24 protein-coding genes are annotated in these 24,026 nt (G+C 72.0%); 1 reads left to right on the top strand and 23 read right to left on the bottom strand.

Translation table 11 applies throughout. From position 1 onward, the window contains the following. Positions 1 to 2 precede the first annotated feature (2 nt). From ACWGKQ_RS46865 to ACWGKQ_RS46755, 23 genes are all read right to left on the bottom strand, one after another. Positions 3 to 1,127, bottom strand: a complete 1,125-nt coding sequence (locus ACWGKQ_RS46865) for an acyl-CoA dehydrogenase family protein (RefSeq protein ID WP_453298220.1) — start codon at positions 1,125 to 1,127, stop codon at positions 3 to 5. Next, positions 1,124 to 1,756 carry an antibiotic biosynthesis monooxygenase gene (locus tag ACWGKQ_RS46860; protein ID WP_453298219.1) on the bottom strand — a complete coding sequence of 211 codons (633 nt, stop codon included), beginning with the start codon at positions 1,754 to 1,756 and terminating at the stop codon, positions 1,124 to 1,126. The genes ACWGKQ_RS46865 and ACWGKQ_RS46860 overlap by 4 nt, the downstream gene beginning before the upstream one ends. Before the next feature lie 14 nt (positions 1,757 to 1,770). After that, the gene (locus ACWGKQ_RS46855; protein ID WP_453298218.1) at positions 1,771 to 2,352 is read right to left on the bottom strand and encodes an NADPH-dependent FMN reductase; all 582 of its coding nucleotides are present in this window, start codon (positions 2,350 to 2,352) and stop codon (positions 1,771 to 1,773) included. A 41-nt stretch (positions 2,353 to 2,393) separates the two neighbouring features. Continuing rightward, on the bottom strand, positions 2,394 to 3,182 hold the full coding sequence (locus ACWGKQ_RS46850; RefSeq protein ID WP_453298217.1) for an SDR family oxidoreductase: 789 nt from the start codon (positions 3,180 to 3,182) through the stop codon (positions 2,394 to 2,396). 1 nt (position 3,183) lies between these two features. Further along, the gene (locus ACWGKQ_RS46845) at positions 3,184 to 3,858 is read right to left on the bottom strand and encodes an antibiotic biosynthesis monooxygenase (RefSeq protein WP_453298216.1); all 675 of its coding nucleotides are present in this window, start codon (positions 3,856 to 3,858) and stop codon (positions 3,184 to 3,186) included. Positions 3,859 to 3,870: 12 nt separating this feature from the next. After that, positions 3,871 to 4,641 (bottom strand): SDR family NAD(P)-dependent oxidoreductase, encoded by a 771-nt coding sequence (locus tag ACWGKQ_RS46840; RefSeq protein ID WP_351719678.1) that lies wholly within the window; start codon positions 4,639 to 4,641, stop codon positions 3,871 to 3,873. 162 nt (positions 4,642 to 4,803) lie between these two features. Beyond that, entirely contained in the window at positions 4,804 to 5,745 is a 942-nt protein-coding gene (locus ACWGKQ_RS46835; protein WP_453298215.1) for an LLM class flavin-dependent oxidoreductase, read from the bottom strand. 58 nt (positions 5,746 to 5,803) lie between these two features. Next, positions 5,804 to 6,478, bottom strand: a complete 675-nt coding sequence (locus tag ACWGKQ_RS46830) for a hypothetical protein (protein ID WP_453298214.1) — start codon at positions 6,476 to 6,478, stop codon at positions 5,804 to 5,806. A gap of 42 nt (positions 6,479 to 6,520) precedes the next feature. Beyond that, positions 6,521 to 7,546: a methyltransferase gene (locus tag ACWGKQ_RS46825; RefSeq protein ID WP_453298213.1), complete on the bottom strand. Its 1,026-nt coding sequence runs from the start codon at positions 7,544 to 7,546 to the stop codon at positions 6,521 to 6,523. A 54-nt stretch (positions 7,547 to 7,600) separates the two neighbouring features. After that, entirely contained in the window at positions 7,601 to 8,821 is a 1,221-nt protein-coding gene (locus ACWGKQ_RS46820; protein ID WP_453298212.1) for an MFS transporter, read from the bottom strand. Beyond that, positions 8,818 to 9,585, bottom strand: coding sequence for an SDR family oxidoreductase (locus ACWGKQ_RS46815; RefSeq protein WP_453298211.1), 768 nt, complete (start codon positions 9,583 to 9,585; stop codon positions 8,818 to 8,820). Before ACWGKQ_RS46815 ends, ACWGKQ_RS46820 begins: the two co-directional genes overlap by 4 nt. Before the next feature lie 54 nt (positions 9,586 to 9,639). Further along, positions 9,640 to 11,619 carry an SDR family oxidoreductase gene (locus tag ACWGKQ_RS46810; protein WP_453298210.1) on the bottom strand — a complete coding sequence of 660 codons (1,980 nt, stop codon included), beginning with the start codon at positions 11,617 to 11,619 and terminating at the stop codon, positions 9,640 to 9,642. Then, positions 11,616 to 13,097, bottom strand: coding sequence for an FAD-dependent monooxygenase (locus ACWGKQ_RS46805; RefSeq protein ID WP_453298209.1), 1,482 nt, complete (start codon positions 13,095 to 13,097; stop codon positions 11,616 to 11,618). Before ACWGKQ_RS46805 ends, ACWGKQ_RS46810 begins: the two co-directional genes overlap by 4 nt. After that, positions 13,052 to 13,936 carry a 4'-phosphopantetheinyl transferase family protein gene (locus ACWGKQ_RS46800; protein ID WP_453298208.1) on the bottom strand — a complete coding sequence of 295 codons (885 nt, stop codon included), beginning with the start codon at positions 13,934 to 13,936 and terminating at the stop codon, positions 13,052 to 13,054. The genes ACWGKQ_RS46805 and ACWGKQ_RS46800 overlap by 46 nt, the downstream gene beginning before the upstream one ends. Beyond that, a complete protein-coding gene (locus tag ACWGKQ_RS46795; protein ID WP_453298207.1) occupies positions 13,917 to 14,858 on the bottom strand; it encodes an aromatase/cyclase in 942 nt (313 codons plus the stop codon). The genes ACWGKQ_RS46800 and ACWGKQ_RS46795 overlap by 20 nt, the downstream gene beginning before the upstream one ends. 20 nt (positions 14,859 to 14,878) lie before the next feature. Further along, on the bottom strand, positions 14,879 to 15,664 hold the full coding sequence (gene fabG, locus ACWGKQ_RS46790) for a 3-oxoacyl-ACP reductase FabG (RefSeq protein WP_453298206.1): 786 nt from the start codon (positions 15,662 to 15,664) through the stop codon (positions 14,879 to 14,881). Positions 15,665 to 15,766: 102 nt separating this feature from the next. Continuing rightward, on the bottom strand, positions 15,767 to 16,030 hold the full coding sequence (locus ACWGKQ_RS46785; RefSeq protein WP_453298205.1) for an acyl carrier protein: 264 nt from the start codon (positions 16,028 to 16,030) through the stop codon (positions 15,767 to 15,769). 57 nt (positions 16,031 to 16,087) lie between these two features. After that, on the bottom strand, positions 16,088 to 17,302 hold the full coding sequence (locus tag ACWGKQ_RS46780; RefSeq protein ID WP_453298204.1) for a ketosynthase chain-length factor: 1,215 nt from the start codon (positions 17,300 to 17,302) through the stop codon (positions 16,088 to 16,090). Continuing rightward, entirely contained in the window at positions 17,299 to 18,570 is a 1,272-nt protein-coding gene (locus tag ACWGKQ_RS46775) for a beta-ketoacyl-[acyl-carrier-protein] synthase family protein (protein WP_453298203.1), read from the bottom strand. The genes ACWGKQ_RS46780 and ACWGKQ_RS46775 overlap by 4 nt, the downstream gene beginning before the upstream one ends. Next, on the bottom strand, positions 18,567 to 18,896 hold the full coding sequence (locus tag ACWGKQ_RS46770; RefSeq protein ID WP_351719711.1) for a TcmI family type II polyketide cyclase: 330 nt from the start codon (positions 18,894 to 18,896) through the stop codon (positions 18,567 to 18,569). The genes ACWGKQ_RS46775 and ACWGKQ_RS46770 overlap by 4 nt, the downstream gene beginning before the upstream one ends. 242 nt (positions 18,897 to 19,138) lie before the next feature. Beyond that, positions 19,139 to 20,713 (bottom strand): acyl-CoA carboxylase subunit beta, encoded by a 1,575-nt coding sequence (locus ACWGKQ_RS46765; protein WP_453298202.1) that lies wholly within the window; start codon positions 20,711 to 20,713, stop codon positions 19,139 to 19,141. Positions 20,714 to 20,750: 37 nt separating this feature from the next. After that, positions 20,751 to 21,410 (bottom strand): TetR/AcrR family transcriptional regulator, encoded by a 660-nt coding sequence (locus ACWGKQ_RS46760; RefSeq protein ID WP_453298201.1) that lies wholly within the window; start codon positions 21,408 to 21,410, stop codon positions 20,751 to 20,753. Beyond that, positions 21,313 to 22,671, bottom strand: coding sequence for an MFS transporter (locus ACWGKQ_RS46755; RefSeq protein ID WP_453298200.1), 1,359 nt, complete (start codon positions 22,669 to 22,671; stop codon positions 21,313 to 21,315). Before ACWGKQ_RS46755 ends, ACWGKQ_RS46760 begins: the two co-directional genes overlap by 98 nt. A 310-nt stretch (positions 22,672 to 22,981) precedes the next feature. Between ACWGKQ_RS46755 and ACWGKQ_RS46750 the strand changes: the two genes are divergently transcribed. Then, a complete protein-coding gene (locus ACWGKQ_RS46750; protein WP_453298199.1) occupies positions 22,982 to 23,854 on the top strand; it encodes a hypothetical protein in 873 nt (290 codons plus the stop codon). Positions 23,855 to 24,026 lie beyond the last annotated feature (172 nt).

Here is a 24,026-nt window from a genome sequence, read left to right as displayed (position 1 = left end):
CCTCAGGCCGCGATCAGCCGCTGCGTGTAGGCGAGCGCGGCCGGCTCGAACTGCAGGGCGGCGTGCGAGCCCGCCGCGTGGACGTCCCGCCAGATGCGCTGCATCGGGTGGGACGTGGCCTGCCCGCGGGTCCCCGTGACGTGGAACAGCCGGTCCACCGCGCCGACGAGCAGTTCCACCGCGAGCGTGGCGTCGCGGTGGTTGCGCACGGCCGCGCCGTCCTCGCCGAGCCGGCCCTCGTCGGCGGTCCCGGCGACCCGCGCGAGCAGCAGTGCCGCCGCGTCGATCTCGCCCGCCGCGCGGGTGTAGGCGATGCGGGCCGTGTCCCGGGCCGCCGCCCGGGCTCCGCTCGACGGTGTGCCGAGGTGCTGCTCGACCAGGCGCAGCGCGGCGCGGGCCGCGCCCAGGACGGGCGCCGCGAAGGTCAGCCCGTTCACCGCGAACAGCGGTGCCGCGTGCACCGGGGACCCGGTCGGCGCCGGCAGGTTGCCCTGGCGCATGTCGTCCCAGACGAACGAGCGGTACTCCGGCACGAACGTCCGCGCCACCAGCAGGGTGTGGCTGCCGGTGGCGCGCATGCCGAGCGTCGACCAGGACTCCTCGTGGGTGAAGGAGTCCCTGGGCACCGCGAACACCCGGATCGACCGGTCGCCCTCGCGCGGCGGCGCCGAGCTGAGCAGTGCCCAGTCGGCGAACTCGACCCCGCTGACGTAGAGCCACCTGCCGGACAGCGACCAGCCGCCGGCCACCGGCTCGGCCTGGACCCCGGCCGCGACCATCGAGCTCACCAGCCGGGTGTCGGTGCCCTTCGCCCAGACCTCCTCGCGCCCCTCCTCGGGCAGGAAGGCGCTGAAGCGCCCGTTGTACGCCCACAGGGACGCGAGCCAGGCGGCGGACGCGCAGCCCTCGCCGATCGTGGCGACGGCCCGCGTCACCGACTCGAAGCCGGCGCCTGGGCCGCCTTGCGCCGCAGGGGCGAAGGCGCTGGTGAACCCGGCCGCGGCCAGCGCCTCGACGGTGTCCCGGCCGAGCCGCCCGGCCGAGTCCGCGCCCTCGGCGCCGCGGCCCGCCGCACCGGCCGCGGCGTCCAGCGCCCCGCCGTCCTGTCCTGCCGGCTCGCCGCTCACACGCGCTCCCTGATGTACTCGATCTCGCTGAAGTGGAGCTCGACCCGGACGCCGTCCAGGCCGTCGAGGGCGGACGGTTCCTTCGGCCGCTCCAGGAAGGCGCGGAAGCTGTTCTCGTCCTCCCACTGCGCGTACTTGATGACGTGCTCGCCGGACAGGCCGCGGTGCACGGCGTGCGACACGTAACCCGGCGTGGTCGCCAGCTCCTCGGGGTCGTGCGTCATTTCCTTGAGCACCTGCGGCTGGTCCTCGGGCGCCGACGTGACCACGATGACCACGGTGAAGCGGGGCTCGTCGAGGCTGATACGGGGCTCGGGGCGCCAGGTGTGGACGACCTCGCAGGGGATGTTGTCCAGGCGGGAGACGTTCAGGGCGCTGCCGAGGCGGCCCTGGGTGGCGCGCTCGCTCAGGAAGGCGTCGTACGCCTCCTTGCTCTCCCACTGTGCGTAGTTGACCACCGAGCGGCCGTCGAGCCCCCGGTGGAAGTTGCCCGAGACCAGGCCCGGCTGGACGTTCGCCGGCGGCAGGCTGCGCCACTGGTCGAACAGCACCTGCTGCCCGTCGGGGCCTTCGGTGTGAAAGATGTTGAACAGCGTGAAGTAGCCGTCCTCCACCCTGATGGAACTCATGGCTCTCCCTGGTCTCAGGCGGCGTACGGACGTGCGGTGCGGGCGTCCTTGAGGGCGCAGGCCCACCACTGGAGCTTTTCGAGCATGGCCTTCGCGGGGACGGCGGCGTCGGGCGCGCGCAGCACACCGTCGTCGCCGATGTGCTGCCACACGCCGTGGAAGCTGACCGTGTCGCGGATCGTGGCCGCGTGCAGCTCCGCGAAGACCAGGCGCAGCTGCTCGACGGCCCGCAGCCCGCCGGACAGACCGCCGTAGGAGACGAACGCGACCGGTTTGGCCTGCCATTCGGCGCGGTGCCAGTCGATCAGGTTCTTCATCGGGGCGGTGAAGCTGTGGTTGTACTCCGGCGTGATCACGACGAACGCGTCCGCCGCGTCGAGGCGTGCGGCGACGGAGGCGAGCAACTCGGCGGACTCGCCCCCGGGTTCCTGCGTCAACGACAACGGCAGTTCCACGTCGGCCAGATCGAGGACGTCGACCTCGTACATCGCGCAGGCCTCGACCTCCGCGACGAACCAGCGCGCGACGGCCGGACCGGTGCGGCCCACACGGGACGAACCGATGATCACGGCAAGGCGCAGTGTTCCCTCGGACATGTTTTTCCTTCCTGTGAGCCGGAACCGGACACGGAACCTCGTCAGGGGCGGGCGCCGTGGCGGATGGCGCGCATCTGGGCCACCCACACATCGGCGTCGGCGGCCCGCTGCCGGAAGGAGTCGGCCGAACCCTGGTGCGTGAAGACGTGGATCCGGTTCTCCTCGATGGCTTCGAGGGCGGCCTTGGCCACCTGCTCGGGTTCGAGGACCTCGGAGACCTCCTTCAGCTTGGCCAGCTGCTCGTTGCTGCTGACGCTGGCGGCCAGCATCGGGGTGTTGACCGCCTGGGGCATCAGGCACGAGACGCCGAGACCGCGGTGGCCGTACTCGACGGCGAGGTACTCGGCGAACGCCACGGCCCCCTGCTTGGCGACCGAGTACGGCGCCGCGCCGAACGCGGTGAGCACACCGCAGGCGGCGATCGTCTGCACCAGGTGTCCTTGGCCGGCCTCCAGCATGGCCGGGACCACGGCTCGGGCGGCCCACACGTGCGACATCATGTTGACGTCGAGGGCGCGCTTCCAGTCCTCGTCCGACGCGTCGTAGCTGCCCGTCACGGTCAGCCCGGCGTTGGAGACGAAGATGTCGACAGAGCCGAACCGCTCCCGGGCCCGGTCGACCAGGGCCTGGATGGACGCCTCGTCGGCGACGTCGGCCCGGACCGCGAGGGCGTCGGCACCGATACCGGCGGCCACCTTCTCGGCGCCCTCGAGGTCGATGTCGGAGACGACGACGCCCCGGGCGCCGGCGGCGGCCAGGGCCTCGGCGATCGCCTTGCCGATGCCGCTCGCGGCGCCGGTGACGACGGCAACGCTGCCTTCGATCTTCATGTCACACGCTCCCGAACGGGTTGGTCATCACGTAACGCCACTCGCCCCGGGCGTTCTTCTTCAGGACGTCGAGGCCGCGTCCGGTGCCGGTCATCTCGGGCTTCGAGGGCACCTCGATGCTCCAGTCGACGACGAGCGCGGCGGTGTCGCCGACGACGTAGCTCTCGACGACCTCGGCCGACAGCTGCGGGTCCAGCTTGAGGAACTCGACCACGGCGGCGCGGTGTTCGTCGCCGCTGACGGCCTTGCCGGGCTCCCAGACGGCCGCGGCGCCCGGCGCGTAGACCGCCATGATCGCGTCGATGTCCCGGGCGGCGTAGGCGTCCAGGTACTTCTGGTTCATCTCCGCCGGGGTCGCGGCCCCGTCCTGGCCCGGCGTTCCGGCGAGCGTCAGCGGCCGTACCTCCAGTTCCTTCTGGAGGTAGGCGTCCCGGCCGTCCAGGAACTCCTTCATGTACGACTGCCCGAGGTGGCGGGCCAGGTCCTTGCGGGTCGCCCAGATCTCGTAGAACACGAAGAGGTTCGGGTCCTGCGCGTCCTGGTTGATCCAACTGCCCAGGCAGCCGGGCTCGGTGCGGGAGCGTTCGGCGAAGTCGACGAGCAGCGCGCCGAGCTCCGCCGCCTTCTCCGGCTTGGCGTGGGCGAAGCCCACCGCCGACTGGATCTCGTTCTGCATGATGGGGGCTCCTCAGCCGAGAAGGGTGCCGCCGGTGGCGTCCACGAACGAACCGGTCATCCAACGGGCCTCGTCCGAGGCGACGAACGCGACGATGTCCGCGACCTCGTCCACCTCGCCGACCCGGTCGAATGCCGACAGGGCGGACATCTGCTTGACCGCCTCGGGGTCCTCGAACACCGGGTCACCGTTGTTGGTGACGCCCGGGGCGACCGTGTTGATGGTGATGTCCCGCGCCGCCAGTACCGGCGCCATGTGCAGGGTGATCTGCTCCAGGGCGCCCTTGCTCATCGCGTACGCGATCTGGATCGGGAACGCGGAGTGGGTGACCCCGGACGACACGTTGACGATGTGGCCGCCGTCGGGGATCAGCTCAAGGGCCTTCTGGATGAGCAGGAACGGCGCCTTGGCGTTGATGTTGTAGCAGTTGTCGAGGATCTCCTCGGTGACCGCGGCGGGTCCGGCGCCCTCGAAGCCGGTGGCGGCGGCGTTGTTGATCAGGATGTCGAGCCGGTCCGAGCCGGTGAGCTCGACCAGGCCCGCCCTGGTGCCGTCGAGGAGCTGCTCGACGGCGCCCGGCCGGCCGAGGCTGGCCTGCACGGTGAAGGCGCGGCCGCCGGCCTGCTCGATGAGCGACACGGTTTCCTTCGCCGCGACCTCGTTGCCGGAGTAGTTCACCGCGACGACGGCACCGTCCTGCGCGAGCCGCAGGGCGATGGCGCGCCCGATGCCCCGGCTGGCGCCGGTGACGAGCGCCGTCTTGTTCTCGAACCTGCTGGTCATGGAAAGCCCTTCGAAAGGGGGGACAAAGATCGTTGGGTGGTGTCAGCGCCCTGAAGGGGCGCGGGGCTGTATCCGATATGCGGCTACCGCCGCGTGGGCGCGACCAGCCACGACAGCGCCGCAGTCGACACACGGCATATCGCGGCACATCCAGCGGAGCGCCTAGCCGGCGTGCCGGGCGACGGCCTCGCGCACCGCCGGGGCGATATCGCCGGCCCAGCGGCCGAGGGACGGCAGGTCCGGGGTTCCGCCGCGGGGCGAGAAGAGCATGAAGCCCGACGCGCCGTGCTCCACGACCGCCGCGGTCAGCTCCTCGATCCACTGCTCGACGCTGCCGCCGATCCACCGGCCGTCGCCGTCGCGTGTCCTGGCCAGCGGCCGTTCGGTGATCTGGCCGGGGAAGTTGAAGATGGTGCGGACCTCGCGCGGGTCACGGCCCACGGACCGCGCCGCCTCGTCGACGAGCGGGCGGGAGGCACCGTAGCGCGCGCTCAGCCAGTCCGCCGCGTGGCCCGGGATCCAGCCGTCGGCGACCCTGCCGGTGGCGGCAAGGGACTTGGGGCCGACCGATCCGGTCCACACCGGGGGCGCCGCGATCGGAGCCGGTTCGATCTGCTCGACCTGGTAGTGGCGGCCCTTGAAGGTGACCGGCGGGCCACCACCGGACAGCTTCCTGACGAGGACGATGGCCTCCTCGAAGGCCTCGACCGCCTGGGCGGGGGTGAGCGGTTCGACGCCCATGTCGGCGATCCGCTCCCACAGCCCCCCGGCACCCATGCCGAGCACGACCCGGCCGTCGGAGAGCGCGGACAGGGTCGTCACCGTCCGCGCCAGCATGGCCGGGGGTCGCGTCGGCAGATTGCTGACGTTGGCGAACCCCGCGAGGTTCTGGGTGCGACCGACGACGAAGCCGAGGGTGGCGTACGCGTCCAGACGCTGCCCGATATACGGGTGGTCCGACAGGGAGAAGAGGTCCAGTCCTTCCCGGTCGGCCAGTTGGGTCATCTCCAGCAGCACCGGCATGTCGTCGATGACGCTGTGTGCACCGAAGCCGAAGACGACGGCGCGCGAGGATAGTGCCGTCCGTGTGGTCGGGATTGCCAAGGGGGTGCCCTTCAGTTCTTGTTCGGGTGTAGGGGTCAGGGATGTAGGGGTGTGCGGGTCAGTTCGTACGGGTGGCGTGGAACTCGTAGCGGCGGCCGGCTCCGGCCTCCGCCTGCCCCATGTACTCCAGAAGCGGTTCGATCTCCGCCTTGATGTGGACGAGCGCCTCCGCCTCCGAAGCCCACTCTGACAGCAGGAAGATCCCGTCGTCGTCCGCACTGACATGGAAGTTGGCGGCGATCGCGCCGGGGTAGGCCCGGTCCTCGCCGACGGTCTTCTCCTCGGTGCCGAGCAGGCCGTCGACCCAGGCCCGCGCCCGCTCGCCGTCCCGCATGGCGAAGAAGGCGGCCGGGTAGCAGCCGACCGGCGGGAGCGGGTCGGGCAGCACGGTGGGCTGCACCCTGCGGTACAGCCGGAACGCCGCGGGCTCGCCCGGCTCGTAGCCGAGTGCGCGCCAGTCCGGGCGCAGCGCCTCGAACGCCCCGCGCGGCCCGTCCGCGTCCCCGGCGTCCGCCGTGAACTGGGCGTACGTCAGCAGCGATGTGCCGTCGGTGCCGTGGAACAGGGACACGGACGCGAGGCCCGCGGGCCACTCGGCGGACTCCCAGTGCGCGAGGACCGCGGCACCGGCCTCCCGCAGGCGCTCGGGGTCACCGCCGGTGACCTCCTCCACCAGCACGGTGGCAATGTCCGGGCGGCCGATCTCCGGCCGGACGTGCGACGTGGTCGGCATCGTCGACTCCTCAGGTTTCCTCTGTCTTCTCGGGCCGGGGGTTCAGGCGTCCTTGCGGCCGATGACCAGGACGTCCTCGTGCAGCCCGTCGACCTCGGCGGTCTCGGGCGTGAAGCCGGCCTCGCGCAGCCAGCCGTGCAGTTCGTCGGCGGAGTACTCGTGGCCGCCGCGGGACCAGACGAGCATGGTCAGACCGGCCAGGGCGCCGTGCATCGACGGCTGCTCGCCGCCCGCCATCGGGTCGTAGACGAACACGGCCCCGCCCGGCTCCAACGCGTCGTAGGCCCGCTTGAGCAGCTCGATGCGGTCCTCGACCCCCCAGTTGTGCAGGACGTGGCCGAAGACGAGGACATCGGCCCTGGGCAGGTCGTCCTTGAAGAAGTCGCCGCCGTGGAAGGCGAGTTCGGTGTCGCCGAGCCGGGCCATGTGCCGGTCGAAGGCGGACCGCAGCGGCGGCAGGTCGAAGACCGCGCCCTTCAGGTGGGGGTTGTGCTGGACGACCTCGTGCGCGAAGTTGCCGCGGGCGCCGCCGATGTCGACGAAGGAGGTGTACCCGCTCCAGTCGATGCGGCTCAGGGCCTGCGCGATCGGCGCGCTCAACAGGTCCATGCTGTCGAGGAAGCCGTCGGTGGCGTCGGCGTCCGCGTACAGGGTGTCGTACGGGTTGCCCGCGACCGCGGCCTGGTTCTGCGGCTTGCCGGTGCGCAGCGACTCGGCCAGACCCTGCCACGCCGGGTTCAGCTCCTGCTCGCAGAAGTGCAGGTAACCGCCGAGGTAGGCGGGGCGGCCCTTGACCAGGAACGCGTCGCTGACCGGGGCGTTGGTGAACGCGCCGTCGGCCGACTCCAGCAGGCCGAGGTGGACGAGACCGGCGAGCAGGTCGTTCGCGCCGCGCTCGACGAGGCCGAGTCGCTCGGCGAGTTCGGCGGTGGTGACCGGGCCCTTGGACACTTCGGTGAACAGGTCGTACTCGACGGCCGCGAGCAGCATCCGCGACTGCCAGGAGCCGAGGATCAGGCCCATGATCGGGCCGGGGTTGACGGAGTTGTCGGGCGTGTCGACTGCCATGGCAGTGAGCCTCCTTGAGGTGATGGAACAGCTGGGAGCCGAGGGAGCGGCGAGTCAGGCGGTGGTGGTACGGGCCGGGCGGCGCGCGAGCGCGGCCGCCAGACCGAGCGCGCCCACCGCGGTGACGAGCGCCGCCGCGGGCCGCGGGCCCGCGGCGCGGGTCAGCAGCAGGGCGACGAGCGGCAGCAGCAGCGCGGCGCCGAGCTGTACGAACGCCTGGTACAACGACACGGCCGCGCCCCGGTCCGCCGGGGCGAGGCCGGCCGTCGCCTGGGTGTTCAGGGCGACGAACGCCAGGCAGAACCCGGTCTCGACGAGCAGCAGGACCGGCAGCATGCCGAGGACGTAGCCGCTGTCGGGACGGGCCAGGTACAGGACCTGGCCGAGGAACGGGAAGAGCGCGCCGAGCGTGATGAGACGGCGGCTGCCGTGGCGGGCGATGAGCCGGCCGGCGAACGGCACGCTCAGCGCCAGCGGCACGCAGGCGGGCAGCAGCGCGAGCGCCGAGCGCCAGGGCGACCAGCCGTACCCGTCCGCCATCCGGAAGACCATCAGGACCAGCAGCGCCTGGTAGGTGCCGTTGAGGCAGGCGGCGCCCAGCGCGGAGCGCAGCAGCGGGCCCCGCTTCAGGAGCGCCGGGCTCGGCAGCCGCGCCGGGCCGCCGCCCTGCTCGCGCGGCAGCACGTACGCCCCCGCGACGAGCAGCACCAGGGCCACGGGCCCGGGGAAGACGAACACCCAGCGCCAACTGGCCGCCACCAGGCCGCCGGCCAGCAGCAGCCCGGCGGTGAAGCCGGCCGCACCGAACAGCGAGTACACCGACAGGGCCCGTCGTCGCTGCGGGCCCTGCGGGAACAGGTCGTTGATGATGGCCAGGCCGGTCGGCGCGGTCAAGGCCGCGCAGCACCCCTTGACGACGCGGACGGCGACCAGGAGCACGGGACCGCCGGCGAGGCCGCCCGTCAGGGATGCCAGGGCGAACAGCAGCATCGCGCCCAGATAGGCCCGGCGCCGTCCGACACGGGCGCACAGCACGGGGCCGAACAGCAGCAGCGCGGCGAAGCCGAGCGCGAAGCCGCTCATCAGCCACTGGGCACTCCACGCGGTGAGGCCGAACCGGGCCGCGAGCGTGGGCAGGGCGATGAGGAGGACGGACACCTCGATCGCGTCGAGCAGCATGTTGCCGGAGAGCACGAGGAGCCGGGACCACTGGCGTGCGCTCCATGCCTCCTGCCCCTGCGTGGCGGGCGCGGCGGTGGCGGCGGGCGCGGTCACCAGTGCAGCACCTGCCCCTCCGCCGTGCCGTTCTCCCCGAGGAAGGTGGCGGTGGGGCCGTCGTCGGGGAGGGTCGCGAGCAGGACCGGGATACGCGCGCCCTGCTCGGTGGTGAGCCGGCCGTGGTGGCCGTTGATGTCGGTGGCCACGAAGCCCGGGGAGGCCGCGTTGACCAGGATGCCGGTGCCGCGCAGCTCGTTGGCGTACGCCAGGGTGACCGCGTTCAGGGCGGTCTTGGACGACGCGTACGCCAGCAGCGTCGACGGGAACTCGCCGGGCGGGTGCTCCCCCGTCTGGTCGAGGTTCTCGGCGGCCGACTTCAGCGAGCCGATGGCGCTGCTGACGTTGACGATGCGGGCCGAGGGGGCCTTGCGCAGCAGTGGCAGCAGGGCGTTGGTCACCGTGACGACGCCGAGGACGTTGGTCTCGTAGACCGTGCGCACCTGCTCGGCGGGGGTCTGGCTGGGGGGCTGCATGGGGCCGCCGATACCGGCGTTGTTGACCAGGACGTGCAGGGCGCCCGCCTCCTCGGCCAGGTGCTCGGCGGCGGCCTTGACGGAGGTCTCGTCCGTGACGTCGAGGTGCAGGAACCGCACGTCGAGGCCGTCGGCGGACAGCTCGTCGGCGGTCCGGCGGCCGCGCCGTTCGTCGCGGGCCCCCAGATGGACGGTGTGGCCGCGCTCGGCGAGCTGCCGGACGATCTCGCGGCCGATCCCCTTGTTGCCTCCGGTGACGACAGCGACGCGCGCAGTGTGGGCGGACATGTAGGGCCTCTCACATGGGTGGTTCTCGCTGGGGTGGGTGGGGACGGCCGCGGCTCAGCCGAGCAGGGTGCCGCCGGTGGCGTCGATGAAGGCGCCGGTGATCCAGCGGGCCTCGTCGGTGGCCAGGAAGGTGATGACGTCGGCGACGTCGCCGGCCTCGCCGACCCGGTTGAAGGCCGAGAACTTCGCCATCGCCTCGACGGCCTGCGGGTTGTCGAAGATGGCGCCGCCGTTGTCGGTGATGCCCGGGGCCACGCTGTTGATGGTGATGCCGCGCGGCGCGAGGATGCGGGCCAGCTGGAAGGTGAGCTGCTCGATCGCGCCCTTGGTCATGGCGTACGCGACCTGGTCGGGCACGGAGGTGCGGGTGACGCCGGTGGTGAGGTTGACGATGCGACCGCCGCTCGGCATCTGCCCGATGGCCCGCTGCACGAGGAAGTACGGCGCCTTCGCGTTGACGGCGAAGTAGCGGTCGAACTCGTCGGGGGTGAGGTCCTCGGGCGCCGAACCCGTCGACGTGACGGCCGCGTTGTTGACCAGGATGTCGAGGCGGGTGTCGCCGGTACGCTCCTTCAGGCCGCGCTCCAGGCCGAGGAAGAGTTCGTGCACGTCGCCGGGGACGCCGAGTTCGGCGCGCACGGCGAAGGCGCTGCCGCCCTCCTTCTCGATGAGTTCGACGGTGTCGTTCGCCGCCCGCTCGTTGGCGGTGTAGTGCACGGCGACGAGCGCACCTTCGCGGGCGAGCCGGATGGCGGTCGCCCTGCCGATGCCGCGACTCGAACCGGTCACGAGGGCCGTCTTGTCGGTGAGCCTGTCCACGGTTGGCCTTCCGGGTTGGTGGGTGTGCGGGAGCCGCGAAGGTGCGGCATGCCGTTCCGGGCGCGGCTGTTCGGTCACGTCGAGGCCGCTGATCGTGCGGGCGAGGTGGCGGCGGACGGGTGCCTGGTCGAGCAGTTCGCCGAAGACGTCGCGCAGCGCGAGCACGTCCTCGGTGCCGAACAGCAGCCGGGCCTGCGCGTCGATGTTGGCCAGCGTGCGTGCCCCGGCCGGGTGCCGTTCGGCGTGGTACGTGTCGAGCAGCGCGGGCGCCGCCGCACCGGTGGCGACCCGGGCCAGCTTCCAGCCGAGGTTCGCCGCGTCCTGCAGCCCGAGATTGACGGCCTGCCCGCCCACCGGCATCTGGCGGTGCGCGGCGTCGCCGGCGAGCAGCAGCCGGCCGCGCCGGTACTCGGTGACCTGCCGGGAGACGGTGCCGAAGCGGTTGAGCCAGCGGGCCTCGCCGTGCCGGATGTCCTCACCGGTCACCGCGGCCCAGGCGGCGGCGACCTGCTCGAAGGTCACCTCGCCGGCCGGCTGCTCGCCGAAGCGGTGGACCATCAGCCGGGTGGTGCCGTCGGGCCTGCGGTAGGCGGTGGCGATGCCGCCGGGGAAGCGCTCCAGCCGCCGGTTGCCGATCTCGATGCCGGCGACGTCGGCGCGCAGCATCACCTTGTCGGCGTCGTGTCCGGCGGACGCGAAGCCGCCGAGCTCGCGCACCGTGCTGTGCTCGCCGTCGCAGCCGGCCAGGTAGCCGGCCTCGATGGTGTACGTGGCGCCCGGCGCGCCGCCGGCGGCGGGCCCGCGCACCTCGACGTGGACGCCGTCGCCGCTGTGCCCGAGGCCGGTCACCGTGTGACCGCGCCGGATCTCGGCACCCGACTCGAGTGCGTATGCCTGTAGTTCGGTCTCCAGGTGGTGCTGGAGGCACTCCCACTGGCCGGCGTACGGATGGTCCGGGTCGGCCTCGGCGAGGTCGAGGCGCAGGCCGCCGAAGTGGCCGGGGCCGACCGGCGGCAGCTCGCCGAGCCGGGGCAGGAGACCGCGGTCGGCGAAGATCTCCATGGTTCGCGCGTGCAGGATCGAGGCCCGTGACTCGCCGGTGGGCCGGGTCAGCCGCTCCAGGACGACGACGTCCGCGCCGCCCGCCCGCAACTCGGCCGCGAGGAACAGGCCGACCGGCCCTGCGCCGACGACGAGCACGTCGGTGCGGGTCATCGGCGCTGTCCGAGCGCCGGTCCGAACCAGCGGGCCAGCGAGGAGCCCAGGTCGCGGTGGCTGCCGGGCGCGGCCCAGGCGACGTAGCCGTCGGGGCGCAGCAGTACGGCACCGGTGCCCGCGAGCGGGCTGCCGGCGGGGACCGGGTCCGCAGTCGCGGTGACGGTGTCGACGCGGTCGCGCCAGGGCTGCGCGCGGCGGCGCAGCACGGCGTTGTCGTCGAGGTCGAGCAGGACACCTCGGCCCGTGCGCAGGAGTTCCGTGCTGCTGGTGCGCCGCTCCCCCGTGGTCACCGGCAGGTGCGGAAGGCGCCGGCCGAGCAGCGGGCTGGGCCCGCCGCCGACGTCGTAGCGGATGTCGAGGCCGCTGACCTTGGCCGCCAGGTGCCGTGTCACACCGGGCAGTCGCACAAGCTCGGCGAGGACGTCGCGCAGCGGTGCGGACTCCTGGCCGCCGAGGATCAGCAGGCTCTGCGCCCGGGTGTTGGCGAGCAGGCCGCGGCCCACCTCGTGGCGCTCGGTGTGGTACGTGTCGAGCAGTTCCTCGGGGGCGTCGCCGCGCAGTACCGCCGCCAGCTTCCAGCCGAGGTTGTGGGCGTCCTGGACGCTGGTGTTCATGCCCTGCCCGCCGGCCGGCAGATGCACGTGGGCGGAGTCGCCGGCCAGCAGGACGCGGCCGCGCCGGTACTGCGTGACCTGCCGGGAGGCATCGCCGAAAGCGCTGACCCAGACCGGCTCGGCGTGCGTGATGTCGATGCCCGTGAGCCGCTTCCACACATCGGCGACCTCGGTGAACCGCGGCGGTCCGGTGCGCTTGCGCGGGGGCACGCCGTGCTCGCCGACGATGATCCGGTGGATGCCGCCGGCGAGCTTGGCGACCATCACGAAACCGCCGTCGATGTGCTCGCCGGTCATCCGCGGCTCCAGGTCGACCCCGCGCAGGTCGGCCAGGAGCATCTCGGTGGTGGCGGCCGTGCCCGGGAAGTCGAACCCGGCCGCCTTGCGGACCGCGCTGCGTCCGCCGTCGCAGCCGACGAGATAGCGGGCGCTCAGCGTCCGCTCGCCCTCGGGGCCGCGCACGGTGACCGTGACGGATTCGCCGCGGTCCGCGTACGAGACGAACTCGTGCCCGCGGCGGATGTCGGCGCCGAGCTCGCCCGCCCAGGCCTCCAGGGCCTGTTCGGTCACCGACTGCGGCACCGTCTTGGCGGCCTCGTGGAAGGCGCCGAGGACGCCCATGTCCAGCGGGATGCCACCGAAGTGGCCCATGCCGCTGGTCTCGTGGTCACCGAGGCGGCGCAGCAGTGCGCGCTGGTCGAAGACCTCCATCGTGCCGATGGTCAGCCCGATGCCCCGGGACTCGCCGGTGCGCTCGGGGTGCCGTTCGAGCACCGTGACGTCGATCCCCGCCAGGCGCAGTTCCCCGGCGAGCATCAGCCCGGCGGGTCCCGCTCCAACAACGACCACCGAAGCGTCCATGAACCTTTCCTCCTCAAAGCCAGTAGCGGAGCCGCGGACAGCGGCGGGCCCGCCCCGCCGTCGTACAGGGACGCCACGGGCAGCGAACGCAGCGTGACGATCGGCTCCGCGGATGCGAACAGCGCGGCCGCGGCAGCGTGGTGCGGGCCGGCCGGCACGTTGCGCACGATCCAGCCGGCCGGACCGGGCGGGGCGCCGGTCCGGGGTGCGAGTCCCAGGTAGTCACGTGCGGGGCTGCGGGCGAGCCCCGTGCCAAGTCCCTTGAGATACGCCTCCTTACGGGTCCACAACTGCGCGAAGACATCGGCCCTGCGGGCTTCGGGAAAGTCCCTCAGCTCCTGCCATTCCGCCTGGTGGAGAGCGGGCCCGCACACCCGCACCGTCTCGCTCGTCGGCGTGCGCTGCACGTCCACGCCGACGACCGTGGCCGCCGTGCCGATCAGCACGAGGCCGTGGCTGTGCGAGAGCGAGAAGTGGACGGGCAGCGGAGGGTCGTGCAGCACGGGCCGGGTCGTGCCGTACGGCCGCGCCGGCGCGGGCTCCCGGCCCAGGCGCAGCCGCTCGGGCGGGTATCCGGTGGCTTCCGCGAGGACCCGGCGCAGCGCGATGTGCGCCGACAGGTACTGCACCCGGTCCGTGGGCCGCATGAACAGCTCCGCCCGCCGCAGCTCCGCGGCGTCCAGCTCGCGCACCGCGAGCCGGGCCGCCGCCGGGCTGTCCGCCGACGGCGGACGCAGCAGCCACAGTGACAGCCGCGGCGGCTCGCGCAGCACCGGGATCAGCGGCGGTCGTCCGAACTCACGCAGTGGGCCGCCGAGTTCAGCGCCGAGCCTCGGCATAGGCCTTGGCGTGGCGCAGCGTGGCCAGGCTGTTGGTGCTGAGCGCGGTGTGCACGTACGCGCGGGCGTCGGCGACGGTGGCGTCCGTGCCGAGGATGCGGGCGATGTTCTCGGTGTTGATCGTCACCGTGTGCTGCGAGGACGCCCTGACACCGGTGTCGGTCTCGGCGAACGTCCAGTAGCCGGTGTGCAGCGTCATCAGCGCCGGCAGGGTCACCTGCTTGTAGGCGATCCTGTGGTGCGGAAAGGTCACCCGGTACGACTTCGTGGTGTGCACGGAGCCGTCCTTGGCGCGGGTGTCCATCTCCAGCGTCTGCAGGCCGGGAGCGTCCTCGTCGAGGCGGACGGTGGCCACGTGCGGCAGCCGCTCGGACCACAGGTTCGCCTCGTTGATGAAGTCGTAGACGTCCTTGGCCGAGCCGGCGATCTCGACGGAGTCCTCGAAGGAGAACGTCAGGTCGGCCTCGGTCTCGGCGTGGACGCGCTCGACGTTGGTGCGCAGCGCCGCCAGCTCGGAGCGCGAGTTGCGGTCGACGGCCTCGTCGATCCACTGCAGGCTCTCGGGGTCGTCGTCGACGGCCCGGTAGTCGTGCAGCAGCCGGATCCGCGACTCGGTCGCGGAGAGGGGCTCGATGATCCAGGTGCCGCCCATGGACGCGACCGGCGGGGTGGACACCTCCTGGCGGAAGGTGATGCGCAGGTTCTCCGGGTCCAGGGTGCGGCGCGACGTCCAGTTCTTGGGCTCGCCGTTGGCGGTGGCCCAGATCTGGATGCGCTCCTCGCGCTCGCCGCGCTCGGCGTGCTCGACGTGAATGGTCGGCGGGAAGATCCGCGGCCAGTTCTCCACGTCGGCGATCAGCCGGAAGACCGTCCCGGCCGGTGCGGCCGCGGTGATCTGGTGCTCGACCTCACGGATGGTCATGGTCAACTCTCCTTGGGGTCCTAGAAGTTGCCGAGTCCGCCGCAGACGTTGAGCGCCTGCGCGGTGATGGACGCCGCCGTGTCGGAGGCGAGGTAGCCGACCAGACCGGCGACCTCCTCGGGCGTGGAGTAGCGGCCGAGCGGGATCTTGGCCTGGAACTTCTCGAGGATGGCGTCCTCGGTGGTGTCGTACGCGGCCGCGTAGCCCTGGCGCACCCGCTGCGCCATCGGCGTCTCCACGTATCCCGGGCAGACCGCGTTGACGGTGATGCCGGTCGGGGCGAGCTCGTTGCCGAGCGCCTTGGTGAAGCCGACGACGCCGTGCTTGGACGCCGAGTACGGGGCACCGAGGACGACGCCCTGCTTGCCCGCGGTGGACGCGATGTTGATGATCCGGCCGCGGTTCTTGTGGCGCATGCCGCCGGTGTTGAGCACCTCGCGGGTCAGCCGGAAGACGCTGTTGAGGTTGGTGTCGATGACGTCGTGCCACAGTTCGTCGGTGATGTCGGCGGTGACGCCGCCGCCGCTGCGGCCCGCGTTGTTGACCAGGACGTCGACGGTGCCGAAGGTGTCGACGGCGGCCCGCACGAAGGCGCGCACGCTGTCCGCGTCGCGCACGTCGAGGGTCGTGCCGTCCACCGCCAGGCCCTCGGCCTGGAGCTCCTTCACGGTCGCGGCGACGTCGTCGGCGCTGCGTGCGCCGATGAACACCCGGTGGCCCTGTTCGGCCAGGAGCCGGGCGGCGGCGAGGCCGATGCCGCTGGTGGCTCCGGTGACCAGGGCGGTTCGCTGCTGCTGATCTGACATGTGTGGCGTCTCCAGTGGGAGGGGAAACGGGCCCGCCGGGCGGTGCGCGAGGCACCGCCCGGCGGGAGACGGGGTGTGGGGGCCGCGGGGCGCGACGACGGGTCAGACCAGCGCGGCGAGGCCGCTGTTGACGGCGTCGATCAGCAGGCGCGGAGTGTTGGCGATGCTGAGGATGTCCTCGTCGAGGGAGATGCCGTACTCGCGCTCTATGCGCCCGCCGGTCTCCAGGAGGGCCAGCGACTCGTAGCCCAGCTGCTCGAAGTCGGTGTCGAGGATGTCCCCGTCGAGGTTGTAGGAGTCGTCCGCGCCCGCCGCCTCGATCAGGATGCGGCGCAGGTCGTCGAAGGTGAAAGCCTGCTCGGCCATGGTGGTTCCTCTCCTGTGCTGCCGGCTGCGCCGGCGGGTGTGGTGGCGGTAGGGGTGTCAGTCGGCGGAGCGCACGACCAGCGCGGAGTTGAAGCCGCCCAGGCCCCGGCCGAGCACCAGCGCGGTGCGCACCTCGTGCGTCCGCGGGTGGCCGACCACCAGATCCAGGCCGTAGGCGTCGGCCGGCCGGGTGTTCATGGTGGGCGGGATCAGGCCCTCTTCCATGGCGAGGAAGACCGTCGCCAGGTCGAGCGCCCCGGCGGCGGAGTACAGGGCGCCGGTCGTGGTCTTGGGGACGGTGACGGGCACCTGCTCGCGGCCGAAGACCGCGCCCAGCGCATCGGCCTCGATACGGTCGAGCTCGGGCACGGCCGCGCCGTCGGCGAAGACCACGTCCACGTCGCGGGCGCTCACCCCGGCGTCGGCCAGGGCGGTCTCGATGGCCTGGCGCAGCGCCGGCGGGCGGCCGCTGCCCGGCTTCGGGTCGAAGGTCGCGCCGTAGCCGGCGATCTCTCCGTACACCTTGGCACCGCGCTCCCGGGCGGCGACCTCGTTCTCCATGATGAGGATCGCGCCGCCCTCGCCCGGGACGTGTCCCGAGGCCCGGTCGTCGAAGGGTACGTAGGCGCTGGCGGGGTCGGTCCGGGTGGTGACCCGGCCGCTGGTCAGCTGCGCCACCCAGCCCCACGGGCACAGGGAGGCGTCCACGGAGCCGGTGACGACCAGCGGGGTGCCCTTGCGGACCTGGCGGCGGGCCTGCGCGACGGAGTCCAGACCGCCGGCCTGCTCGCTGACCACGACCCCGCTGGGGCCCTTCATACCGTGGCGGATGGAGATCTGACCGCTGTTGACGGCGTAGAACCAGGCGAACGACTGGTACGCGCTGACGTACTCGCTGCCCTGGCTCCACAGCCGCTCCAGCTCGCGCTGGCCGAACTCGAAACCGCCGGAGGCACTGGAGGTGACCACGCCCATGTCGAAGGCGGGCAGCTCCGCGGGGTTCACCCCGGCGTCCGCGAGGGCCCAGTCCGCGGCGACGAGCGCGAGGCGCGTCATGCGGTCGGTCTGCGGCAGCAGCTTGCTGGGCAGGTGCTCGGAGGCTTCGAACCCCTGGATCTCACCGGCGAGCTGGGCCGGGTACTGGGTGGGGTCGAAGCGGGTGATGCGCCCGATGCCGCTCTTGCCGACGCGGGCGGCCTGCCAGTACTCGTCGGCTCCGAGCCCGTTGGGTGCGACCACGCCGAGGCCGGTCACCACTACCGAGGCGGTCATGCGGCGGTCCTTTCCGGCTGGGCGAGGACCATCGCGCTCTGGAAGCCGCCGAAGCCGCTGCCGACGGTCAGCACGGCGTCCGTCCGGTGCTCCCGCGCGGTGACGGGCACATAGTCGAGATCGCATTCGGGGTCGGGGGTGTGGAGGTTCGCGGTCGGCGGCACCACGTTGTGGGTCATCGCCAGCGTCGAGGCGGCGATCTCGATGGCACCGATGGCACCCAGGGAGTGGCCGACCATGGACTTGATGGAGCTGACCGGCGTGGCGTAGGCGTGGTCGCCGAGGCTCTTCTTGAACGCGGCGGTCTCGTGGCGGTCGTTCTGCTTGGTGCCGGAGCCGTGCGCGTTGATGTAGTCGATCTCCTCGCCGTTCATCCGCGCCTCGGCGAGCGCGACGCGGATGGCCTCGGCCATCTCCGCGCCGTCGGGGCGCAGACCGGTCATGTGGTACGCGTTGCTGCGGGTCGCGTAGCCGGCGATCTCGGCGTAGATGCGGGCCCCGCGCCGGCGCGCGCTCTCCAGTTCCTCCAGGACGAAGAAGGCGGTGCCCTCGCCGAGGACGAAGCCGTTGCGGGTGCCGTCGAACGGGCGCGAGGCACGCTCCGGCTCGTCGTGGCGCGGCGTGGTGGCCCGGATCGCGTCGAAGCACGCCATCGTGATCGGCGAGATCGGGGCGTCGGTGGCGCCCGCGACCACGACGTCGAGGGAGCCCTCGCGGATCAGCTCGACGGCGTAGCCGATGGAGTCGATGCCGGACGTGCAGCCGGTGGACACCACGGCGTTCGCGCCCTCGGCGCCGACCGCCCAGGCCACCTCGGCGGCGAACGAGCTGGGCACCAGGTGGTTGTGCAGGTGCGGGACCGCGTACGTGTGGTCGACCAGGTTCAGCCGGCCGTCGTCGCTGACGACCCGGTACTCCTGGTCCAGGCCCATGGTCGCGCCGACGGCCGTGCCGACGGTGACGCCGACCCGGTGCGGGGCGTGGTCCGCGAGGTCGAGGCCGCTGTCGGCCACGGCACCGCGGGCGGCGACCACGGCGAACTGGCCGGCCCGGTCCATCCGCCGGATCTCCTGCGGGCTCAGCCCGTGGGCCTCCGCGTCGAAGTCGATCTCGGCGGCGACCCGGGAGCGGAACGGCGACGGGTCGAAGAACGTGATGCCGCGGGTCGCCGTGCGGCCCTCGCTCAGCAGTGACCAGAAGGCGTCGCGGCCGACGCCTCCGGGCGCCAGGACCTCCAGGCCCGTGATGACTACGCGTCGGCCGCTCACCGCGTGCCCTCCCAGTGGTAGAAGCGGGTCGCCATGGCGTCGGCGGGCGAGCGCCAGGTCGCCGGGTCGTACGCCTCGATGAACGGCTTCAGGTCTTCGCTGATCTGCACGAAGCGCGGGTCGGTCTTCGCCTCCTCGATCTGCCGGCCACCGTTGTCGGTGTCGAAGTCCTGGAGGTGGAAGTAGAGGCCGCGGTAGTGGAAGAGCTGGCGGCGGCGCGTACCCATCCGGTGCGGCATCTCGGTGGCATCGAACGCACGGAACAGATCGGCCACGTTGCCGCTCGTTCCGGGATCCAGCCGTGCCACGATCAGGTTGCTGTGCATGCGATTGTTCTCCAAGTGGAAAGCCGTACGGCGGACTGGAGTTTCACGTCTCGTCGACGGTTCGACAGCAAGAGGGCCGGAACCGGACGGAGTTGCGGAGTGATCGAGGTGATCGGAAGAAAGAGCGCGCTTTCGGTCCACCGGGTGCGGTGACAAAGCGCCGGACTCTTGCATATATCTTCTTCGGTGACTCTCCGGTTTTCAAGGGGAATTACTACAGATCCACGTACAGAAACTACAGGTCACTGCGGGGCGTTGCCGTGTTTGCGCGAGGGCAGGTCCGCGTGCTTGGCACGCAGCATGGCGAGCGAACGGATCAGCACCGTGCGGGTCTCGCGCGGGTCGATGACGTCGTCGATCAGGCCGCGCTCGGCCGCGTAGTAGGGGTGCATCAGCTCGTTCCGGTACTCCTCGATGCGCTCCCTGCGCACGGCCTCCGGGTCCTCGGCCGCGTTGATCTCCCGCCGGAAGATGACGCCCGCCGCACCCTCGGCGCCCATCACCGCGATCTCGTTGGTCGGCCAGGCCAGTGCCAGGTCGGCGCCGATGGAACGGGAGTCCATGACGATGTACGCGCCGCCGTAGGCCTTGCGCAGCACCAGCGAGATACGCGGCACCGTGGCGTTGCAGTACGCGTACAGGAGCTTGGCGCCGCGCCGGATGACGCCGTTGTGCTCCTGGTCCACGCCGGGCAGGAAGCCGGGCACGTCGACCAGGGTGATCAGCGGGATGTTGAACGCGTCGCAGAACTGCACGAAGCGAGCGCCCTTCTCGGACGCGTCGATGTCGAGCACTCCGGCCATGGCGGCCGGCTGGTTGGCGACCATCCCGACGACGTGCCCGTCGAGCCGCGCGAAGGCGCAGACGATGTTCGTCGCCCAGGCCGGGTGCACCTCGAAGAAGTCGCCGTCGTCGACGACCTCCTCGATCACCCTGCGGATGTCGTACGACTGCCCGGCGCCGGCCGGGACCAGGTCGAGCAGCGCGTCGTTGACCCGGTCGACGGGGTCGCCGGAGCGCTCCACGGGCGACAGTTCGCGGTTGTTGGCCGGCAGCAGCGAGAGCAGGTAGCGCACGTCCTCGATGCACTCCTCCTCGGTGTCGTACGCGAAGTGCGAGACGCCCGAGAGAGTGGAGTGGACGTCGGCGCCGCCCAGGCCGTTCTGCGAGACCTCCTCGCCGGTGACCGCCTTGACGACGTCGGGCCCGGTGATGAACATCTGCGAGGTCTCCCGGACCATGAACACGAAGTCCGTGAGCGCGGGCGAGTAGGCGGCGCCGCCCGCGCACGGGCCGAGCATCACGGAGATCTGCGGGATCACGCCGGAGGAGCGGGTGTTGCGCTGGAAGATGCCGCCGTAGCCGGCGAGCGCGGTGACACCCTCCTGGATACGGGCACCGGCCCCGTCGTTGAGCGAGACCAGGGGGGCGCCCGCCGCCTCGGCCAGGTCCATGATCTTGTGGATCTTCTGGGCATGGGCCTCGCCGAGCGCGCCGCCGAAGATCCGGAAGTCGTGCGCGTAGACGAAGACGGTGCGCCCGTGGACGGTGCCCCAGCCGGTCACCACGCCGTCGCTGTACGGTTTCCTGGTCTCGAGCCCGAAGCCGCTGGCCCGGTGCCGGCGCAGCGGCTCCACCTCGTTGAACGAGCCCTTGTCGAGGAGCAGGTCGATCCGCTCCTGGGCGGTCAGCTTGCCCTTGCCGTGCTGGCGTTCGGTGGCCGCCGGGTCCGGGCCCTGCCGTGCCGCCTCCTTGATCGCGGCCAGTTCGTCGACGCGGGCCTGGATCGAGTCCTGCGGTGTGCCTGGTGTGGCCATGGTGTTCCCCACCTCCATGGGTCGCGGGTCGGTTGGATCAGCGGTCGGCCCCGGGCCGGTACAGCCGGACGAAGTCCGCGACGCCGGAGCTGACGATCGCGTCGCGTTCGAAGTCGGCCAGCGGCAGGGCGCCGTGGAAGGTGCCCTGGACGACGCCGCCGGCGGCCAGTTGGACGAAGCGCTCGGCGGCGTGCTCGGGGTCGTCGAAGCGGAGCAGTCCGCGCTCGGCGAGGCGGGCCAGGCGGCGGGCGAGCTCGCGGTTGGCCTGCCGGGGGCCTGCGGTCCGCCACATCTCGACCACCCCGGCGGGCCAGGAGTCGATCTCGGCGCCCAGGTGCCGCACGATCGCGAAGTGCTCCGGGAACGCGGCCAGCGGCGTCAGCCAGGCGCGGCCCAGCTCGACGAGGTCCTTCTCCAGATCGGTGACCTCGGCGAGGTGCTCCTCGGCGATGACGGTCAGCGAGGCGGCCACGGCGGCGGCGCCCTCCAGCAGGACGGTGAGCAGCAGGCGCTCCTTGTCCTTGAAGTAGTGCGTGACCGTGGCCTCGTCGCGGCCGCACTCCATGGCGATGTCCAGGACGGTGGTGTGGGTCCAGCCCTCACGGGCGAAGACCGTGCGGGCCGCCTGGACGATGTCCCTGCGCTCCTCCGCCGAGCCGGCCCGGACCGGGGTGGGGGTCGTCTGCTGAATGGTCATCGTGGGTTCCTCCGGGTGGGGTGCGGATCTTGTCGGACGTGCGGGAACCGGGGCGCTCGGTGCGCGCTCGGGCGACGAGCACGGCGACGGCGGCGAGGAGTGTGGCGGCGCCGCCCGCCAGGAGCCCGGAGCGGGCGCCGAACCGTTCGCTGAGTGCCCCGACGAGCAGGGCGCCCAAGGGGGTGGTCCCCTGGAACACGAGCGTGTAGAGGGCCAGGACCCGGCCCCGGTAGGCGGGGTCGGTGCCCAGCTGTATGTGGTGGTTGGCGGCCTGGGCGAAGTAGAGGCAGCCGAAGCCGGTGCACAGCAGCAGCACGGCCGCCCACAGGTAGGTGGGGGCGAGCCCGGACGCGCACTCCAGGGCCCCGGCCGCGAGGGCCGCGCCGAAGACGAGTGTGGCCGCAGGCCGCCCGCGGCGGCGCGTGGTGACGAACGCCGCGAACAGCGATCCCACCGCGAAGGCGGTGGTGAGCAGTCCGAACCCGGCGGCCTGCGCATGGAACACGGTCTTGGCGAGCAGCGGCAGGGTGAGCTGGAAGTTGAAGCCCAGCATGCCGGTGACGGCCACCAGGACCATGGCGAGCAGCAGGTCGCGGTGGGCCACCAGGTGCCGTACGCCCTCCATGACGGGGGCCCGCGCGGGGCGTTGTGCCGAGCGGTGCAGTTCCGTGGGACGCATCGCGCGCAGGGCGGCGACGGTCGCCAGGTAGCTGACCGCGTTGAGCAGCATCACGGCCGCGGTGCCGAGCCAGCCGATCAGCAGGCCGGCGAACGCGGGGCCGGCCACGCGGGCGATGTTGAAGTACGCGGCGCTGAGCGCGGACGCGTTGGGCAGCAGGTCGCCGCCGACGAGTTCGCTGACGAAGGACATCCGGGTCGGCACCTCGACCGCGTTGACGATGCCGAGCCCCAGGGCGAACAGGCAGACGTGCCACAGACCGGCCGTGCCGGTCAGCACGAGGACGGCGAGCGCGAGGGACAGGACGCCCGAGGCGAGGTTGGCGGCCATGAGCAGCCGCCGCTTGTCGTGCCGGTCGGCCAGGCCGCCCGCGTAGAGGGTGAGCAGCAGCACGGGCGCGAACTGCAGGGCGGTCACGACGCCCAGGGCTGCCGCGGAGTCGCCGGTCAAGGAGAGCACGAGCCAGTCCTGGGCGACGGCCATCATCCAGGTACCGGCGACGGAGACGAGTTGTCCCGCCGCGAACAGCCGGAAGTTGCGCACGGACAGGGACTGGAGCGCGCCGGCGTTGGGTGATCTCATCTCATCCCTGGGCGAGGAGAATACGGGCGCACGGCAAGGGAATCTGCCCTATAGCTTCTTCGCTCGCCGCCTGGCGGTCAATGATTCTCATGTCAGATTCCGGTCAGGCCATGTCAGGAATGAGCGGTTCCGTAGCGGGACGTGAATTCATGTCAGGGAAACGAAAACACCTTCCTGGAATTCATCGGATTCCGTCACGTACTACAGATGACATTCCCCGGGTCTTGCGGCGGGGATAACCGCGAAAATACCGTTCTCAGGTCCGTGGGCGCCTCCGACCGGAGGTCGCCGAGACTCAGGGGGATTCCAGATGTCCGTGGTGACGACTTTCTGTGTGGGAACCGGCTGTGTCCGGCGCGAGGCCGCCGGCCGGGCCAGGCGCCCGGCAGCACCGGCCGGCCGCCTGTGCCTGGACTGTCATGAGCGCCTGCTGCGGGACCTGAACCGGCTGCCGGAGCTGTACGAGGAGTGCGCACGCCACCTCGACGGCAGCGGCGGCGAGCGGGCCGTGGAGAAGACCTCCGGCGGCCCGCTGCCCGGCATGCCCTTCAACCTCCGGGCGGCAGAGGCGCGGACCTCGATCCTCGCGGTGCTCAGCGCCTGGGCCGGCCTGGTCCTGGAGGAGCGGGGCCTGGCCGGTCCGCGGCGGGCCGTCGGCCTTCTGGTGCAGTTCCTGACCCGGCACAGCGGCTGGCTCGCGGCGCACGACGCGGCGGGCGAGTTCTGCGCCGAGATCTCCCAGCTGGTGCGCGGGGCGCACGACGTGATCGACCCCATGACGACCCATCGCATAGCGGTGGGCGACTGCGTCGAGCCCGGCTGCTCCGGCGCGCTCACCGCACTCGTACGGCCCCGGCATCCGCAGCTGCCCGCCACGATCGCCTGCGACGCCGACGCGGCGCACCACTGGGTGGGGCACGAGTGGCTGCAGCTGAGCCGCCGCCTCGCCGCGACCGGGGCGACGCCGGCGGCGCCCGTACCGATCGACGAGGCCACCGGCCGGGAGCCGGAGGTGCGCTGGATGACCGCGGCGGACATCTCCCGCCTGTGGGACATGCCGCCGGGCAGCGTCTACCGCCGCGCCAGCACGCAGAAGTGGCGCCGCCGCAGCCGTTCCGGCCGGACGTACTACCACGCCGGGGACGTCTACGAGACGCTGCACAGCCGGGACGCGGCGGCGTAGCGCCGCTGCCGCGGACAACACACAAGGGCTCCTGGCGATACGCCAGGAGCCCTTGTACGCACGTCGGACGGAGGGGTTCAGTCCTTGATCTCGCAGATGACGGCGCCGGAGGTGAGGGAGGCGCCGACCTCGGCGGCGAGGCCCTTGACGGTGCCGGTCTTGTGGGCGTTGA

Source organism: Streptomyces sp. NPDC054770, assembly GCF_053611985.1.
Note: the sequence above shows the minus strand (reverse complement) of the source record. Positions and strands in the feature narration are given on the sequence as shown.

Bases quoted from the DNA above. Each gene is read 5' to 3' on its own strand.
- ACWGKQ_RS46860 (WP_453298219.1), bottom strand. From the start codon at position 1,756: ATGAGTTCCATCAGGGTGGAGGACGGCTACTTCACGCTGTTCAACATC.
- ACWGKQ_RS46855 (WP_453298218.1), bottom strand. From the start codon at position 2,352: ATGTCCGAGGGAACACTGCGCCTTGCCGTGATCATCGGTTCGTCCCGT.
- ACWGKQ_RS46850 (WP_453298217.1), bottom strand. From the start codon at position 3,182: ATGAAGATCGAAGGCAGCGTTGCCGTCGTCACCGGCGCCGCGAGCGGC.
- ACWGKQ_RS46845 (WP_453298216.1), bottom strand. From the start codon at position 3,858: ATGCAGAACGAGATCCAGTCGGCGGTGGGCTTCGCCCACGCCAAGCCG.
- ACWGKQ_RS46840 (WP_351719678.1), bottom strand. From the start codon at position 4,641: ATGACCAGCAGGTTCGAGAACAAGACGGCGCTCGTCACCGGCGCCAGC.
- ACWGKQ_RS46830 (WP_453298214.1), bottom strand. From the start codon at position 6,478: ATGCCGACCACGTCGCACGTCCGGCCGGAGATCGGCCGCCCGGACATT.
- ACWGKQ_RS46825 (WP_453298213.1), bottom strand. From the start codon at position 7,546: ATGGCAGTCGACACGCCCGACAACTCCGTCAACCCCGGCCCGATCATG.
- ACWGKQ_RS46815 (WP_453298211.1), bottom strand. From the start codon at position 9,585: ATGTCCGCCCACACTGCGCGCGTCGCTGTCGTCACCGGAGGCAACAAG.
- ACWGKQ_RS46810 (WP_453298210.1), bottom strand. From the start codon at position 11,619: ATGACCCGCACCGACGTGCTCGTCGTCGGCGCAGGGCCGGTCGGCCTG.
- ACWGKQ_RS46805 (WP_453298209.1), bottom strand. From the start codon at position 13,097: ATGGACGCTTCGGTGGTCGTTGTTGGAGCGGGACCCGCCGGGCTGATG.
- ACWGKQ_RS46800 (WP_453298208.1), bottom strand. From the start codon at position 13,936: ATGCCGAGGCTCGGCGCTGAACTCGGCGGCCCACTGCGTGAGTTCGGA.
- ACWGKQ_RS46795 (WP_453298207.1), bottom strand. From the start codon at position 14,858: ATGACCATCCGTGAGGTCGAGCACCAGATCACCGCGGCCGCACCGGCC.
- fabG (WP_453298206.1), bottom strand. From the start codon at position 15,664: ATGTCAGATCAGCAGCAGCGAACCGCCCTGGTCACCGGAGCCACCAGC.
- ACWGKQ_RS46785 (WP_453298205.1), bottom strand. From the start codon at position 16,030: ATGGCCGAGCAGGCTTTCACCTTCGACGACCTGCGCCGCATCCTGATC.
- ACWGKQ_RS46780 (WP_453298204.1), bottom strand. From the start codon at position 17,302: ATGACCGCCTCGGTAGTGGTGACCGGCCTCGGCGTGGTCGCACCCAAC.
- ACWGKQ_RS46770 (WP_351719711.1), bottom strand. From the start codon at position 18,896: ATGCACAGCAACCTGATCGTGGCACGGCTGGATCCCGGAACGAGCGGC.
- ACWGKQ_RS46765 (WP_453298202.1), bottom strand. From the start codon at position 20,713: ATGGCCACACCAGGCACACCGCAGGACTCGATCCAGGCCCGCGTCGAC.
- ACWGKQ_RS46760 (WP_453298201.1), bottom strand. From the start codon at position 21,410: ATGACCATTCAGCAGACGACCCCCACCCCGGTCCGGGCCGGCTCGGCG.
- ACWGKQ_RS46755 (WP_453298200.1), bottom strand. From the start codon at position 22,671: ATGAGATCACCCAACGCCGGCGCGCTCCAGTCCCTGTCCGTGCGCAAC.
- ACWGKQ_RS46750 (WP_453298199.1), top strand. From the start codon at position 22,982: ATGTCCGTGGTGACGACTTTCTGTGTGGGAACCGGCTGTGTCCGGCGC.